We start from the raw sequence: 15,428 nt of genomic DNA, 5'->3' as shown, positions 1-15,428 counted from the left end.
GGGGCGCGGAATGAGGCCGGAGCTGCCGCGCGCCGTGCGACCATAGTCGCGTGAACGACGAGCAGCCAGACAAGACCAACAAGGCGCGGGCGCTCCGGCCCGACAACGAGGAGTTCAAGGCGTGGATCGGCTCCGAGTGGGCCGAGCCGGAGGACCTCGAGACCACCGCGATGGCCTCCGCGCCGTTTGCGGCCGAGCGCCGCCGCCGCCTCTCCGAGCGCTTTCCCGGCCGCCGCATCGTCGCTCCCGCAGGAGACCTCAAGGTGCGCTCGAATGACACCGACTACCGCTTCACCCCCGACCGCGACTTCGCGTACCTCACCGGTCTCGGCACCGACCGCGAACCCGGCGCGGTGCTCGTCATGGAGCCGGCCGATGCGGGCCACACCTCCACGCTCTACCTCACCCCTCCCGCGGGCCGGGATGACGAGGGCTTCTACTCGGACCCCCGCTCGGGCGAGTTCTGGATCGGGCGCAGGCCCGGACTGGAGGAGTTCGCCGCCATGACCGGGATCGCGACCGCGCCACTCTCCGAGCTGCCCCGCGACATCCGCCTGGCTTCCCACCCGCATCAGCCGGTCAAGCGCGCGCTGGCCGAGATGCGCCTGGTCAAGGACGAGTACGAGGTCCAGCAGCTGCGCGACGCTGTCGACGCCACCGTTGCGGGATTCGAGCGCGTGGTGGGCGAGCTGCCACGGGCGATCGCCCACAAGCGCGGCGAGCGCGTGGTCGAGGCGACATTCGACGGCCACGCGCGCGAGGAGGGCAACACGGTGGGCTACGAGACCATCGCGGCGTCTGGCCCTCACGCGACCACGCTGCACTGGATCACCAACCACGGCCAGGTCCGCGACGGCGACCTGCTGCTGCTCGACGCGGGCGTCGAGGTCGAGAGCCTCTACACGGCGGACCTCACCCGCACGATGCCCGTCAATGGCGAGTTCACCGCTGTGCAGCGGCGCGTCTACGAGGTGGTTCTCGAGGCGGCCGATGCGGCCTTCGCTGCCGCGCGGCCGGGCGTGAGCTTCCGCGACGTTCACGAGGCGGCGATGGACGTCATCGAGCGTCACCTCACCGAGTGGGGCATCGTGCCCGAAGCCGAGAATCCCGAGTCCAAGCTGTTCCGCCGCTGGATGGTGCACTCGACGTCGCACCACCTGGGGCTCGATGTGCACGACTGCGCGGCCGCCAAGCGTGAGCTGTACATGGACGGGCCTCTGGTGCCCGGCATGGTGTTCACGATCGAGCCGGGGCTGTACTTCAAGGCCGACGACCTGGCGGTGCCTGCCGAGTTGCGCGGCATCGGGATCCGGATCGAGGACGATGTGCTGGTGACCGAGGACGGGGTCGAGAACCTCTCCGCGGCTCTCCCCCGCGAGCCCGATGCGGTCGAGGCGTGGATGCGGACGCACCGGCGGGTCTGATGCGCGGGTGGAGCGAGCGACGGCGGGCGCTCTGGCGCTGGGGCTGGGTCGCGCTCGTCGCCGGCGTGCTGTTCTGCCCGGTCGGCATAGTCGGCGCGTGCTCGGACGGCGACGACGGCGGCCGATGCGAGACCTCCTACGCCTCTCTCGCTGGGCTCGCGACGGGCATCGAGTACTGAGCGGCGCCTCCGCGTACACCTGGACCGGATCAACTGAGCCACCGAATCCCTCGTGAACGGGGACGGCGTCGCTCGCACTCGGGCGATCCGAGCCTCGTGCACACTGTCACCCCGGCGGGACCTAGGGCCCGTCGCTCACGCTCTTCTCGCTCGTAGCCTGGCGGCACCCGTCATCGATCCATCGCACTCAGGCAAGGAGCGCCGATGCCCGCCGTCCCCGCCACGCGCGCCCAGCGCGCACTCGCGATCCTGTGCGGTGCGCTGCTCGCCCTGGCCCTGCTCGCGCTCTCCGGCGGCAACGCCATCGCCGCGCTCATCGGCGCAGGTGACGACTCCGCTCCCACGGTGACCGCATCGGGCCCCGATCTCCTCGTCGCCGATGCCCGGGTGACCGCCGAGACCCGTGAGGCCCCCGCGTCGGGCGTGGACCCCGACGCGGACCTGGTGCTGTTCTGGGGCGACGGCTGCCCCAACTGCGAGGCCGAGCGCGGGTGGCTCGAGGAGGTCGAGGTGCAGCACCCGGACCTGACCATCGCGCAGTACGAGGTGTGGAACGACCCGGCCAACCAGGAGCTGTTCGCCCAGGAGGCCGAACGACTCGGATTCGAGGCCGGCTCGGTGCCCACGACGATCATCGGCGAGCGCGTGTGGATCGGCTGGACGGACCAGATCGAGCAGGACATGGCGGGAGCGATCGCCGCCGTGGAGAACGGCCGCGCCCCGCAGCCCGGAGTCTTCGGCACGGCCGGCGCAGGCACCTGCTCGGAGGACGAGGGGCTGTGCAGCTCCGAGCCCCCCGAGACCACGATCGACGTGCCGCTCGTCGGCGACGTCTCGGTCGGTGCCGACTCGCTGCTGTTCTCTACCATCGTGATCGGCTTCGTGGACGGCATCAACCCGTGCTCCCTGTGGGTGCTGTCGATCCTGCTGGCGATCGTGCTGCGCACCCGGTCGCGTCGCCGCGTGCTCGCGATCGGCACCACGTTCCTCACGGTCACCGCAATCATGTACGCGCTGTACATGGCCGCGTTCTACTCGGCCCTCGCGGTCGTGGGCTTCATGGGGTGGATCCAGATCGCGGTCGCGATCATCGCGGGCACGTTCGGCATCGTGTCGGTCAAGGACTACTTCGCGTTCGGCAAGGGCCTGTCCTTCACGATCCGCAAGGAGGACAAGCCCGGCATCTACAAGCGCATGCGCGAGGCCGCTGGCACCAAGGCGCTGGTCCCGGCGCTGGGCGCGACGGTCGTGCTGGCCGTCGGGGTGTCGCTGCTCGAGACCCCCTGCACTGCGGGCTTCCCCGTGCTGTGGACGGGCATGCTGCACGCCAACGGCGTGGGAGTCGCGGAGACCGCCGGGCTGTTCGTCGCCTACATGGTCCCGTTCCTGCTCGACGAGCTGATCATCTTCGGCATCGCGGTCGCGACCATGCGTGCCACCAAGCTCCAGGACAAGCACGGCGAGCTCCTCAAGCTGTTCGCGGGCGTCACGATGCTGGTGCTCGCGGCCGTCATGGTGGTCGACCCCACGCTCATGGAGAACCCGGTGATGGCGCTCCTGCTGTTCGCGGGGGCCTTCGCGCTGGCGACGGCGATCCACCTGATCACCTCGCGGGTGATGCGTGCGCGCGAGCCCGCAGCGACGCCCGAGCCCGAGTCCGAACCCGTAAGCGGCTCCGCGCCGCGCTGAACGCGCCACGCGCCGTCTCCCAGCAGTGCACGGGCGCACGTGTGGGCCGGCAGCGTGCACCCCTGCACTTCCCGCGCGCTCAACGGAGCGGCGGCCGATGCGCCCGCAGGCCGGGCATACCCGGCGGGGGTTCGGCGTTGGCACCTGAGCACCCCTCAGCCGCTTCGCAGGAGACTCATGTCCGCACGTCTGTCCGTTCTCGACCTCGCGCCCATCGCGCCGGGTGAGACCCCCGCCGATTCGTTCCGTCACTCCGTGGCGCTTGCCCAGGCCGCAGAGGCCGCCGGGTACGAGCGCGTCTGGTACGCCGAGCACCACAACATGGAGCGCATCGCGTCGTCGGCCACGAGCGTGCTGATCGCCCACATCGCGGCGCACACCGAGTCGATCCGACTGGGCGCGGGCGGCGTCATGCTGCCCAACCACTCTCCGCTGGCCATCGCCGAGCAGTTCGGCACCCTCGCCGAGCTCCACCCCGGCCGCATCGACCTCGGGCTCGGCCGCGCGCCCGGCGGCGACCGCGCCGTGTTCGGCGCGCTGCGCCGCGACCCCGCCGCATCGGACCGGTTCCCGCAGGACGTCGTCGAACTCCAGGGATACCTGAGCGACGAGTCACGCGTGCACGGTGTCGTCGCCACGCCCGGCAAGGGCACCCACGTGCCGCTGTACATCCTCGGATCGTCTCTCTTCGGCGCGCAGCTCGCGGCACAGCTGGGCCTGCCCTACGCGTTCGCGTCCCACTTCGCCCCGGCCGCGCTGCACGATGCGGTCGCCGCGTACCGCGCGGGCTTCCAGCCGTCGGATCAGCTGGCGCAGCCGTACGTGATCGCCGGCGCCAACGCCTTCGCCGGCTCCGACGAGGCCGATGCGCGCGAGCAGTTCGCGCACGCGCGCCGCTGGCGCGTGCGCGGCATGATCCAGCGTGGCACTCAGGCGCGCGAGTACTCGGACGAAGAGATCGACGCGTTCCTGGCGACGCCTCAGGGCCAGCAGCTGGCGGACATGATGCGCTACACCGCCATCGGCACCGGCGACGAGGTGAACACGTGGCTCGACGACTTCGCCAGCGAGGTGGGCGCGGACGAGGTCATCGTGGCGCACAGCGCGATGAGCGCCGATGCACGAGTGGAGTCGGTGCGACTCACGGCACGGGCCTAGCCCAGGCGAGCCACTACTCCCTCGCCATCACCACGGTGTAGTTGACCGTGGACATGCTCTCATCGGAGCCTTCCAGCACGCCCAACGTGACCGCGTCGACGCTGCCCTCGCTCTCGAGGGTCGCGGACTTCATTCCCCCCATGTCGACCTCGGCACTCACGGTGAAGCCGGCAGACTCGAGGAGACCGAGCGCCTCAGCGTGAACCTCCTCGACGGAGCCCGTCGCGTTGATGGACACGGCGAACGCGTCGGCGTCCCCGTCGTTGACCCTGGCCGTCTGCCCGATCTCGCCGTCGACCAGCGGGACCTCTGCCTCGGGGAAGCCCTCCGGCAGCGAGCCGTCGCCGCCCACGGTGAACTCCCCGTCTTCGGTCGTGACGCTGAAGCCGTCCTCCCCGGCCTCGACGTCCGCGCCGGTCGCGCCCTCGACGCCTTTCTCGACCGCCTCTTCCATGGCGCTCTCGACCAGATTGTCAGCGGCACCGCATCCTGCGAGCACGAGGCTGGCGGCGGTCACAGGGGCAAGGATCCTCAGCATGGTGTTCATGCCACGCAAAGTAGCAATGCGGCCCCGTGGTGTCACTAGGCAATCTGTTGCTATGGGGTCGGGGGCTACGCGGCGCGCTGGGCCAGCACCTTGACGCCCAGGCGCATCTCCTCCGGGGGCAGGTAGAACGGCAGCCGGAAGTGCGCGCCCGCCGCGCCGGGCACGACCTCGAAGGCCGATGCCGGGGCGACCGGGACTCCCGCATCGGCCGCGCGGGACGCGAAGCGCTCGACCCCGCCGTCAGGCAGCTCGACCCACAGGCACGGCCCCCCTTGCGGCTGCGTGAAGCGCCAGTCGAGTCCGTGCTCGTCGATCGCCTCGACGGTCGCCGCGAGCGACTCGCGCATGGACTCGATGCGCCATCGCACGGTCTCCTCGTAGTGCTCGGTCAGGAACCGGTACGCGAGACGCTGGAACAGCGCCGGGCTGCCGAGGTCCATCGCGGCCTTGCGGTGTCGGAGCTGCGCGGCCAGCGTCGCGTTGGTGTGCAGCCAGCCGATGCGCATGCCGCCCCAGAACACCTTGCTCAAGCCCCCGATGGTGATGACGTTCTCCCCGCCCTCATGAGTCGCGAGCGGCCGCCGCACCTGCCCGTCGAGGGCGAGGTCTCCGGTGATGCGGTCGTCGATGACGGTGGTGCCCACGGCCGATGCGGCGGCGACCAGTCGCGCAGCGTCCTCCTCCGCCATGGCGGTGCCGGTGGGGTTGTGGAAGGTGGTGACGTAGGCGACGTCGGGCCGAGCGGCCCGCAGCAGCTTCGCGGAGGCCGTCACGTCGAGCCCGGCCGGGGTCATGGGCAGGGCGAGCGGCCGGGACCCGGCGGCGGAGATGGCGTCGAACACCCCCGGATAGGTCACGGACTCGAGCGCCACCGGGCACTGCGGCCCCGCGACTGCGGTGATCGCGAGCCAGACCGCCTGCTGCCCGCCTGCGGTGACCACCACCTCGTCCGGCTCCGCGGGGATGCCGCGCGAACGGAGGTGGTCGACGATCGCGGACACCAGCTCGGGGTCGCCGAGCGCCGCATAGCCGGTCCCCAGCGCGGGCACGCCGTCGAGCATCGCACCGGGGTCCCGCAGCGCCTCCGTGACGATGGGCGCCGGTGGCGGGCACGCGGAGCTGAGACTCACGAGCGGTGCACGTCCCGTGGGAAGGATCTTGGCGAAACGATCCTCGTCGCTCATCGCATCCAGTCCCCGGGCGCGCGATCCGAGTGTGGGAGCGGCGCCGGCGCGCACCTCGAGCCATTCCTCGTCACGCAGGCGCTGGTATGCCGCGGTCACCGTGTTGCGCGACAGGTGCAGGCTCGTCGCGAGCGCGCGCTCCGATGGGAGCTTGGTCCCGTAGTCGAGGGACCCGGCCTCCGCGAGCGACACGATCGCATCGGCCAGTTGGGCATAGAGCGGTCCGGTCCCGGACTGCCAGTGGTCGAGAACGTCGCGGAGCTGATCGGCTGTGGTGCGCATGGAGCCATTGCACTCCAAACTGGCACCTCATGACAAGAGCCACTCGAGCCCACACTGGCTCTTTCATCGAGGGTCCAGTGAGGCCAGGCTGACGCTATGACCACCACCGACCCCCTCATTCGGGTGCACACGAACCCGCTGTCCCTCGCTCGCTCTCGCGAGCGCATCGGCCTCATCACCGAGGCCGCCAGGCGCGCCGGGTCGTACGTCGCCAGCGCGACGCACCGCCCGGTGTATCCGGCCGCCGAGGCGGTCGCAGCGCTCGACGCCTTCCGTCGACCATTGCAAGATGCGCCGATTCCGGCCCGCGAGGTGCTCGCGGAGCTCGACGCCTTCGGCTCGCCCGCCACCGTCGTCTCCACTCACGGCAGGTACTTCGGCTTCGTGAACGGCGGCACCGATCCCGCCGCTCACGCCGCGTCGATCCTTGCCGGGGCGTGGGACCAGAACGTGGGAGGCACCATCATGTCGCCCGCCGCCGCCGTCCTCGATGAGGTCGCGCGCGGTTGGGTGATCGACGCGCTGGGCCTGCCCTCCACGGCCGCCGGCGCGTTCAACGCGGGAGCAACCGTCGCGAACCTCACCGGCATCATCGCCGCTCGCGACGCGCTCTACGCACGCCAGGGCCGGGACGTCGGGAGAGACGGTCTCGCCGGCGCCCCGGCCCTGCGCATCATCGTCGGGGAGGAGGTGCACGCGTCCGCGCTCAAGGCGCTGCGGCTCGCGGGATTCGGCGAGGCGCAGATCGAGCGCGTTCCCACCGACCGCACCGGCGCCATCATCGCCGAGGAGTTTCCCACCGACACGGACGCGTCGACCCTCGTGCTGCTCCAGGCGGGCAACGTCAACACCGGCGCCTCCGACCCCTTCCACGAGATCATCCCGGGCGTCCGCGAGCGCGGCGGGTGGGTCCACGTCGACGGCGCATTCGGACTGTGGGCGGCGGCGTCGCCCCGGCTGCGGGAGCAGGTGCGCGGGGTCGAGCTGGCCGACTCGTGGGCGACCGACGCCCATAAGTGGCTCAATGTGCCGTACGACTCGGGCTTCGTCGCGGTGCGGGATCCGCGCGACCTCGAGCGCGCCATGGCCGGCACGGCCGCGTACCTGAGCGCCGCCGACGACGCACCGATGCACCGCGGCATCCAGATGTCTCAACGCGCCCGCGCGGTCGAGACCTGGGCGATGCTCGCGTCGCACGGCCGCGACGGGCTCGCCGAGCTCATCGAAGGCTCGTGCGCGCATGCCCAGCGCTTCGCCTCGCTGCTGACGGCTGGCGGCGCGGAGCTGCTCGCTCCGGTCGCGCTCAACCAGGTGCTGGTGGCCTTCGGCGACGAGCGCGAGACGGCGGCGGTGATCGCCGCACTTCAGGAGGACGGCACCACCTGGGCGGGATCCTCGGTCTGGAAGGGCCGCTCCGCGATGCGCATCTCGGTCTCCGACGCGGCGACCACGCGCGACGATGTGGAGGCCGCTGCCGCGGCGATGCTGAGGTGCTGGCGAGCGGTCCGCCGCTGACGTCGCGGCGCCCGCCCGGGCTCGCCTCGGGCGGGCATGCACGCCATTAGGCTGTGGCCATGAGCACCTCAGCCGAGCGGGTCTACGTCGCGCGCCTCGCGGGCACGACCGTCTTCGACCCCATCGGCGATGCCGTGGGCCGGGTGCGCGACGTCGTGATCCTGCTGCGCAGGAGCGCCGCGCCGGTGGCCGTGGGTCTGGTGGTCGAGGTTCCAGGGCGGCGCCGCGTGTTCCTGCCCCTCACGCGCGTGACGTCGATCGTGCCGGGCCAGGTGATCTGCACCGGCGTGCTGAACCTGCGCCGGTTCAAGGCGCGCGCGTCGGAGACCCTCGCCATCGCGGAGCTGTTCGAACGGTCCGTCACGCTCAAGGACGGCGGAGACAAGGCCCTCATCGAGGATGTCGCCATCGAGCCGATGCGCGGCGGCACCTGGGCGGTGTCGAAGCTCTATGTGCGCAAGGCCGCGAGGCGCAAGGGCGTGCTCGGGTTCTCCCGGCGCGGCGAGGCCGTCGTGGTCGAGATCGACGAGGTCACCGGGCTGATGCGACGCGACGAGGTCCAGGGCGCGCACCTCGTGATCCAGACGTTCGCCGACCACAAGCCTGCCGACCTGGCGGCCGCGCTGATGGAGATGTCCCCCGAACGCTCCGCCGAGATCGCGGCCGCGCTCGATGACGAGCGCCTGGCCGACGTGCTGGAGGAGCTGCCGGAGGACGAGCAGATCGCGCTGCTCGGCACGCTGCAGTCCGACCGCGCCGCGGACGTCCTCGAGGCCATGGACCGCGACGACGCCGCCGACCTTTTGGGCGACCTGCCCGCCGCGCAGGCACAGGCGCTGCTCCAGCTCATGGAGCCGGAGGACGCCGAGCAGGTGCGTCAGCTGCTCGGCTACGAGGACGACACCGCTGGCGGACTGATGACCACCGAGCCGGTGATCGTGGGCCCCGAGACCTCGGTCGCCAGCTGCCTGTCGCTGGTGCGCAAGCAGGAGATGCCGCCCGCGCTCGCGTCCATGGTGTTCGTGGTGAGGCCACCCCTCGAGACTCCGACGGGCCGGTACATCGGCCTGGTGCATCTTCAGCGTCTGCTGCGCGAGGCGCCGCACGAGCTCATCGGCTCGTACGTGGACCCCGCGATCGAGCCGCTCGGAGCGCAGGACTCCCTGGCGGAGGTGTCGCGACGCATGGCCGCGTACGACATCCTCGCCCTGCCCGTCGTCGACGAGGACCACCGCCTCCTGGGCGCCATCTCGATCGACGACGTGCTCGACCACCTGCTGCCCCGCGACTGGCGCGAGCACGTGGACGAGCACCTCGACGAGTCAGAGAAGCCGGGGGTGGCGTAAGTGGCCGACCGTCTCGACCGCCCCAAGGCCGAGAACCATCGGTTCGGGCTGCGCCGCCCGCGCAAGTCCGACAGGTTCGGAGCGATCTCCGAGGGCATCGCCCGGTTCCTGGGCACGCCCAGATTCCTGGTGTACCTCACGGTGTTCGTCATCGTCTGGCTCATCTGGAACACGTGGGCGCCCGAGGGGCTGCGCTTCGACAACGCCGCCAACGGCTACACCGCGCTCACGCTGATGCTGTCTCTCCAGGCCTCCTACGCGGCGCCGCTGATTCTGTTGGCGCAGAACCGGCAGGACGACCGGGACCGTGTCTCGGCCGAGCAGGACCGCCAGCGCGCCGAGCGCTCGCTCGCGGACACCGAGTACCTGGCGCGCGAAGTCGCCTCGCTGCGGCAGGCGATCAACGAGACTGCCACCCGCGACTTCGTCCGTTCCGAGCTGCGGTCGCTGCTCGAGGATCTTCAGGATCTCGACAGGAACGCAGGGGACGAACGGCGACGCTGAGGCCGACTGCGGCCTCGTTCGCGTGACCCGGCGGCGTCAGCGGCGGTGGACCCGGATCGCGATGGCCGCCCACCACGCGGTGGCGATGGCCGCACCGAGCGCGACCGCCATCACGAACGCACCCGTGCCCGCGATCACGCCCACCAGGGCGCACAGCGCCAGCACGACGACGACTGCGGCCATGCGTCTCGCCCGATGCCGGCCCCCGGCCGATGCGTGGGCAGAGTCACGATCGTCGGCGAGCGCGGTCGAGGCGAAGCCCTCGGCGCCCGGGGCGACCGGGTCGAGTGCGCCGGCGAGCCTCAGCCACTCCGGCAGTGCCGATTCCCGTCGCGGCGCGGCATGCGCGCCATCGGGGTAGTACGTCGAGTTGTCGGCCATCAGGCCCTCCCGTCAGCGGTGCCACCGATGACGCGCCCAGCGTGGCACGTGCTGCCCGCGCCCCACAAGCCCTGTGAACGGTCCGAGTGGGCCGGTTCCCGCGCATCGGCCGTGCCGAGCCTTCGCACACAGCGCCTACGATGGAGCAATGCCTACCGAGACCCAGCTCCGCGACGCCCTCTCGAAGGTGATCGACCCCGAGATTCGCCGTCCGATCACTGAGATCGGCATGGTGCGCTCGGTCGACCTCGACGGCAGCATCGCCCTGATCGGCATCGACCTCACCACCGCCGGGTGCCCCATGAAGGAGCGCATCACGGACGACGTCAAGGGCGCCGCCGCCAAGGTCTCCGGGGTCACCGAGGTGCGCATCGAGCTGGGCGTGATGAGCGAGGAGCAGCGCCTGGAGCTGCGCTCCAAGCTGCGCGGCGGCAAGCCCGAGCCGGTGATCCAGTTCACGAAGCCCGGCAACATGACGCGCATCTACGCGATCGCCTCGGGCAAGGGCGGGGTCGGCAAGTCCACGGTGACCGCGAACCTCGCGGCCGCCATGGCTGCCGACGGGCTCAAGGTGGGCGTGCTGGACGCGGACATCTTCGGCTTCTCGATCCCGGGCATGCTCGGCGTCGAAGGCCAGCCCACTCGCCTCGACGACATGCTGCTGCCGCCCATCGCGCACGAGGTCAAGGCCGTGTCGATCGGCATGTTCGTGCCTGAAGGCCAGCCCGTCGTGTGGCGCGGGCCCATGCTGCACCGGGCGATCGAGCAGTTCCTCGCGGACGTCTACTGGGGCGACCTCGACGTGCTGCTGCTCGACCTCCCGCCGGGCACCGGCGACATCGCGATCTCCGTCGCGCAGCTTCTCCCCCACGCCGAGCTCGTGGTGGTCACCACCCCGCAGTCAGCCGCGTCCGGAGTCGCCGAGCGTGCCGGGTCGATCGCGACCCAGACCTCGCAGAACGTGGTGGGCGTCATCGAGAACATGTCGTGGCTCGAGCAGCCCGACGGATCACGGCTCCACCTGTTCGGTGAAGGCGGCGGCCAGATCGTCGCGGATCGCCTCTCGAAGACCCTGGGCACGTCCGTGCCGCTGCTGGGTCAGGTCCCGCTCGACATGATCGCCCGGGAGGCCGGCGACAGCGGCGTCCCCGTGGTCATCTCAGACCCCGAGTCGGTGGCATCGCAGGCACTCATCGGCATGGCACGCACGCTCGGGGCGCGCAAGCGCGGGCTGGCCGGGAAGTCGCTGGGCGTCACCCCCGTCTCACGCTGACCGCTGCGGCGCGCTCACGCGCCGCAACTCGTGACACGCACCCGTGTCAGCGCGCCCGCCGCGCCTCTCAGCGGTGGCGCGAGCGAGCCCACCCCACGATGATCGCCGCGGTGAGGCCTGCGAGCAGCGCGCCCGTCGAGACCGCTGGGGTCGCGAAGGCGACCAGCAGCGCCTCGTTGAAGCCGGGGCCAGCGGCCCCCAGGTCCGACAGCAGCGGGATCTCCCCGCCGACCGTGCCCGTCACGGACATCAGGTGCACGCCGACGGCGGTCGCGATGAGCGCCTCCAGCTGGCGGCGGAGGCCGCGCTCGGGAGCCGCGGAGAGGTAGCGCACCGCGAATCCGACGGCCGCGGCGAGCAGCGTGCCGAGGATCACCATCGCCAGCACCGACGGATCGTTGGGCACCAGCACCGAGAGCAGCAGGCCCACCGCGATCGCCACGATCAGACCAGCGGTCAGCGGGCCCATCGGGTTGGCGCGCACGGAGTCGAGGATCGAGTGGTCGCGGCGAGAGCCGTCGTGTGACGCCGGCTCCGCATGCGCAGCGGTAGCCGTGGGCGCAGTGGCGGGTGTGGCGGCCGATGCGGTCGCGGGCTCAGGTGACGTCGTCCCCTCGGGGGCCTTAGCGGCCTCGGACTGGGAGGGTGAGGACGCGGGTGCGGCCGACTGCGACGCCGGCGAGCGCTTCGCGGCCGGCTTGCGGGCGGGGGCCTTCTTGCGGGCGGCGGGCTTCTGAGCCGCGCCGTCCCCCGGCTCGGGCGTGGTGTCGGCCATGACAAATCCTCCTGGAGCGTCGTGTACGCCCATGCTACGCCGGGCAGGATGCTGGCCTTGCCGCGTCGGCTCGGGCGTCCCTCGCGGAGGAGCGGACGTCGCGCCTAGAGCGCGTAGTCGACGACCAGCGGCGCGTGATCCGTCCAGCGCGCATCCCACGACGCCTGACGGTCCACCCGGGCATCGGTCGCCGCAGCGGCCAGCGCCGGAGAGGCGAACTGATAGTCGATGCGCCAGCCGGCGTCGTTGTCGAATGCCTTGCCGCGCATCGACCACCACGTGTACGGGCCTTCGCGATCCCCGGCCAGCGTGCGGTGGACGTCCACCCACCCGGCCTCGACCCAGCGATCCAGGTAGGCCCGCTCCTCGGGCAGGAAGCCGGCCGACTTGAGGTTGCCCTTCCAGTTCTTGATGTCCCGCTCGGTGTGGGCGATGTTGATGTCACCCATCACGACCACACGCTCGTACTGCTCGCGCAGCGCGCCCATGCGCTCGGTGGAGGCGTCGAGCAGCGCGTACTTGTCGTCCATCGACGGCGTGCCGGCAGTGCCGGAGTGCTGGTAGGTCGAGACCACGCGCACCGGGCCCGCGGGTGACTCCACCGTCGCCTCGATCCATCGGCCGGTGTGGACGGGCTCGCCCATGGCGCCGCCCAGCGCGTCGACCCCGGCGAGAACATCGGTGAGCGCGGACCGCGAAGCGATGGCCACGCCCGCCCGGCCCTTGATCTCGCACGCCTGCTCGACCACGTGCCATTCCTCACCCACCAGCGGAGCGGTGATGTCGAGCGGGGCCCGCACCTCCTGGAGGGACACGACGTCGGGCGCGCCCTCGGCGAGCCATGCGCCCATTCCCTTGCGGGCCGCGGCGCGCACGCCATTGACGTTGACCGATGCGATTCTCATGCGTTCTCCCACGATTGCTGCCGTGCGGCCGCAAGCGGCCACGTCCATCTGCGAGGCTATCGCGACCCGCGGACACGCCGGGCAATCGGGGCCGCTCTCGGGAGCCCGCTACTGCGGGTCGGGGTCGACCACCAGCTCTCCCGTGCCGCCGTCCACGAGTACTTCCGTGCCCGGTGGGATCGCCGTCGCTCCGCGCGCACCCGCGACGGCGGGTATTCCGCGTTCGCGAGCAATGATCGACGTATGCGAGGTCTCCGAGCCGGTCTCGGTGACGATCGCCAGGCACACCGAGGGGTCGAGGGCCACCACATCAGCAGGCGCGATGTCGCGCACGATCAGCACGTACGGCCGGCTCTGTGGAGCAGGCGGATCCTCATCGACAGCCCCAGCCTCGCGGCCGGCCAGCACCGCGATGACCCGGTCACGGACGTCGAGCACATCGGTGGCGCGCTCCGCGATGAGTCCGCCCGCGCCCCGGAGCGACTCCGCCAGGGCGCCGGCCGCCTCCCACACGGCTCGCTCCGCGTCGCGACCCTCCAGGCACAGAGCCCTCGCGCGGCTGCTCAACGCGGGATCGACCGCGATCACCGCCGACGCCTCGAGAATCGCCGCACCCTGCCCCGTGGCTCGCGCCGCGATCTCCCGCAGCTGCCTCGATGCCTCGGCGCACGCGGGGCCAATGCGATCGGCCTCGCGTTCACGCTCGGACTCCGGCACGGTGCGCTCGGCGGGTGGCTCGGGCGGCGTCGCCCCCTGGCGCACCGGGCCCACCACCCGTCCCGGGCTCACCCCACGCGGGGCCGTCGGGCGCTCGCCGCCCGCCTGATCGGGCTCTGCTCGGGTTGAGCTCGCGAGCTCCTCACCAAAGCCGCTCTCGACGAGCGCCACCACGGCGTCGACGCCTGCGCGAGCCGACGGTCCCTCCGCGACCACCTCCAGCGTGTCCCCAGCGGCGGCGGTGAGGACCGCGAGCGACGTCGGCGAGGAGGCGTCGGCCCATGTTCCGCCAGCGCCCACCCACACGCGGGCGTCGAGCCGACCGACGGCAGCCGCAATCGCTGCGGCGGGGCGGGCGTGCATGCCCGCGGCGTTCACCACCTCCACAGACCCGCGAGCGTCCGCGGCGTCGGCATCAGGCACGTCACCCGGCGAGGCCGCGTCCGGAGTGCCGCCTTCGGTTTCGTCGGGCCCCGCGAGCTGCGCGCGCTTGGGGCCGAGAGCATCCGTGGCCTCGCGGACCACCTCGTCGATGCCTGCACCCGCGGCGGCCCTCACGGCCGCCGCCACCAAACCCTCGACGAATGGTGCGGGGATCAGCCGCACGTCGTGCTCGCCGGGCAAGAACTCGAGCGCCATCTCAGCGCTCATGAGCGCCGAGCCGAGATCGAGCAGCACCACGACCCCGGCCCCCTCGTCTGCCCTCTCGAACGCTGCCGCGACCGCAGTGGCGTCCGTCCCGGTGCCGCCGTCGGCGGTGCCCGCGGCGATCGCCATCACCGGAGGGTCCTCCGCGACCATCTCCGTGGCAAGAGCGACCGCCGCCCGTGCCAGCGGCTCCGAGTGGGAGACCACTACCAGTCCCACCCGCGGACCCGTGGTCACGTCGGCGCGCTCACGACTGCGCCGCCGCCAGCGCCTCGAACAGCAGGGTGGTGGACGCGGCGCCAGGATCGATGTGTCCTGCGGAACGCTCCCCCAGGTAGCTGGCGCGACCCTTGCGCGCTTCCCATGGCTCCGTCGCGTCGCGGCCCTTGGCTGCGGCCTCCGCGGCCGCGCGCGCAGCGTCGCGGAGGCTGTCCCCTGCCTCGATGGCTGCGGCGAACGACTCGAGCGCGGGGGCCATCGCGTCGATCATCGTCTTGTCCCCTTGCTCGGCCTTGCCACGCGCCGCGACGCCGCCCAGCCCCGCCTGGAGCGCGGCAGCGAGGCCGGCCCCGTCAAGGCTCTCGGTCGCGCCCGCGTCCACGCCGAAGCGCAAGAAGAACGTGCCGTAGAGCGGCCCCGACGCTCCTCCGACCGAGCTCACGAGCGTCATCCCGACGAGCTTGAACATCTCGTCGAGAGTGTCGGGAGCGGCGCCCGCGACCGCCTGGTTGACGGCGGTCACGCCGCGCGCCATGTTCGACCCGTGGTCCGCGTCTCCGATCGCGGAGTCCAGTTCGGTGAGGTGCGCCTTGTGCTCGTGCACCGCCGCATCGAACCGGTCAAGCCAGTCCTTGGCGGTGTCCAGAGTGAACAGGCTCGAGTCGTCTGAGTCGACCATCGC

General features: G+C 71.6%; 15 protein-coding genes. 8 read left to right on the top strand and 7 right to left on the bottom strand.

The window, feature by feature from the left end:
* The first annotated feature begins 50 nt into the window (after positions 1-50).
* The 4 genes from QQX02_RS08545 (at position 51) to QQX02_RS08530 (ending at position 4,450) form a co-directional block, all read left to right on the top strand.
* A complete protein-coding gene (locus QQX02_RS08545) occupies positions 51-1,424 on the top strand; it encodes an aminopeptidase P family protein (RefSeq protein ID WP_301142447.1) in 1,374 nt (457 codons plus the stop codon).
* The gene (locus QQX02_RS08540; protein WP_301142446.1) at positions 1,397-1,603 is read left to right on the top strand and encodes a hypothetical protein; all 207 of its coding nucleotides are present in this window, start codon (positions 1,397-1,399) and stop codon (positions 1,601-1,603) included. Before QQX02_RS08545 ends, QQX02_RS08540 begins: the two co-directional genes overlap by 28 nt.
* 204 nt (positions 1,604-1,807) lie before the next feature.
* Positions 1,808-3,292, top strand: coding sequence for a hypothetical protein (locus QQX02_RS08535; RefSeq protein ID WP_301142445.1), 1,485 nt, complete (start codon positions 1,808-1,810; stop codon positions 3,290-3,292).
* A gap of 177 nt (positions 3,293-3,469) precedes the next feature.
* The gene (locus tag QQX02_RS08530) at positions 3,470-4,450 is read left to right on the top strand and encodes an LLM class flavin-dependent oxidoreductase (protein WP_301142443.1); all 981 of its coding nucleotides are present in this window, start codon (positions 3,470-3,472) and stop codon (positions 4,448-4,450) included.
* Between the two features lie 13 nt (positions 4,451-4,463).
* Here the strand turns inward: QQX02_RS08530 and QQX02_RS08525 are convergent, their stop codons facing one another.
* On the bottom strand, positions 4,464-4,997 hold the full coding sequence (locus QQX02_RS08525) for a hypothetical protein (RefSeq protein WP_301142442.1): 534 nt from the start codon (positions 4,995-4,997) through the stop codon (positions 4,464-4,466).
* A 65-nt stretch (positions 4,998-5,062) separates the two neighbouring features.
* Positions 5,063-6,463 (bottom strand): aminotransferase-like domain-containing protein, encoded by a 1,401-nt coding sequence (locus QQX02_RS08520; RefSeq protein WP_301142440.1) that lies wholly within the window; start codon positions 6,461-6,463, stop codon positions 5,063-5,065.
* A gap of 96 nt (positions 6,464-6,559) precedes the next feature.
* Here QQX02_RS08520 and QQX02_RS08515 point away from each other — a divergent pair, with 96 nt between their 5' ends.
* From QQX02_RS08515 to QQX02_RS08505, 3 genes are read left to right on the top strand one after another with little or no spacing between them, the layout of a single operon-like run.
* On the top strand, positions 6,560-7,978 hold the full coding sequence (locus tag QQX02_RS08515) for a pyridoxal phosphate-dependent decarboxylase family protein (RefSeq protein ID WP_301142438.1): 1,419 nt from the start codon (positions 6,560-6,562) through the stop codon (positions 7,976-7,978).
* 59 nt (positions 7,979-8,037) lie between these two features.
* The gene (locus QQX02_RS08510; RefSeq protein WP_301142436.1) at positions 8,038-9,324 is read left to right on the top strand and encodes a magnesium transporter MgtE N-terminal domain-containing protein; all 1,287 of its coding nucleotides are present in this window, start codon (positions 8,038-8,040) and stop codon (positions 9,322-9,324) included.
* Entirely contained in the window at positions 9,325-9,828 is a 504-nt protein-coding gene (locus QQX02_RS08505; RefSeq protein ID WP_301142434.1) for a DUF1003 domain-containing protein, read from the top strand.
* Between the two features lie 36 nt (positions 9,829-9,864).
* On the opposite strand, the gene QQX02_RS08500 is transcribed toward QQX02_RS08505, so the two are convergent.
* Complete coding sequence (locus tag QQX02_RS08500; protein ID WP_301142432.1) at positions 9,865-10,209, bottom strand: hypothetical protein; 345 nt, start codon at positions 10,207-10,209, stop codon at positions 9,865-9,867.
* A 148-nt stretch (positions 10,210-10,357) separates the two neighbouring features.
* Between QQX02_RS08500 and QQX02_RS08495 the strand changes: the two genes are divergently transcribed.
* Positions 10,358-11,482, top strand: a complete 1,125-nt coding sequence (locus tag QQX02_RS08495; protein ID WP_301142431.1) for an Mrp/NBP35 family ATP-binding protein — start codon at positions 10,358-10,360, stop codon at positions 11,480-11,482.
* Between the two features lie 67 nt (positions 11,483-11,549).
* Here the strand turns inward: QQX02_RS08495 and QQX02_RS08490 are convergent, their stop codons facing one another.
* The 4 genes from QQX02_RS08490 to dhaL form a co-directional block, all read right to left on the bottom strand.
* The gene (locus tag QQX02_RS08490) at positions 11,550-12,257 is read right to left on the bottom strand and encodes a hypothetical protein (protein ID WP_301142430.1); all 708 of its coding nucleotides are present in this window, start codon (positions 12,255-12,257) and stop codon (positions 11,550-11,552) included.
* A gap of 104 nt (positions 12,258-12,361) precedes the next feature.
* Positions 12,362-13,162: an exodeoxyribonuclease III gene (locus tag QQX02_RS08485; RefSeq protein WP_301142429.1), complete on the bottom strand. Its 801-nt coding sequence runs from the start codon at positions 13,160-13,162 to the stop codon at positions 12,362-12,364.
* 108 nt (positions 13,163-13,270) lie between these two features.
* Positions 13,271-14,764: a dihydroxyacetone kinase phosphoryl donor subunit DhaM gene (dhaM, locus tag QQX02_RS08480; RefSeq protein ID WP_301142428.1), complete on the bottom strand. Its 1,494-nt coding sequence runs from the start codon at positions 14,762-14,764 to the stop codon at positions 13,271-13,273.
* 10 nt (positions 14,765-14,774) lie between these two features.
* Positions 14,775-15,425, bottom strand: a complete 651-nt coding sequence (gene dhaL, locus QQX02_RS08475; protein WP_301142427.1) for a dihydroxyacetone kinase subunit DhaL — start codon at positions 15,423-15,425, stop codon at positions 14,775-14,777.
* Positions 15,426-15,428 lie beyond the last annotated feature (3 nt).

The sequence above is a fragment of the Demequina muriae genome, assembly GCF_030418295.1.
GTDB classification, from domain to species: Bacteria; Actinomycetota; Actinomycetes; order Actinomycetales; family Demequinaceae; genus Demequina; species Demequina muriae.
Note: the sequence above shows the minus strand (reverse complement) of the source record. Positions and strands in the feature narration are given on the sequence as shown.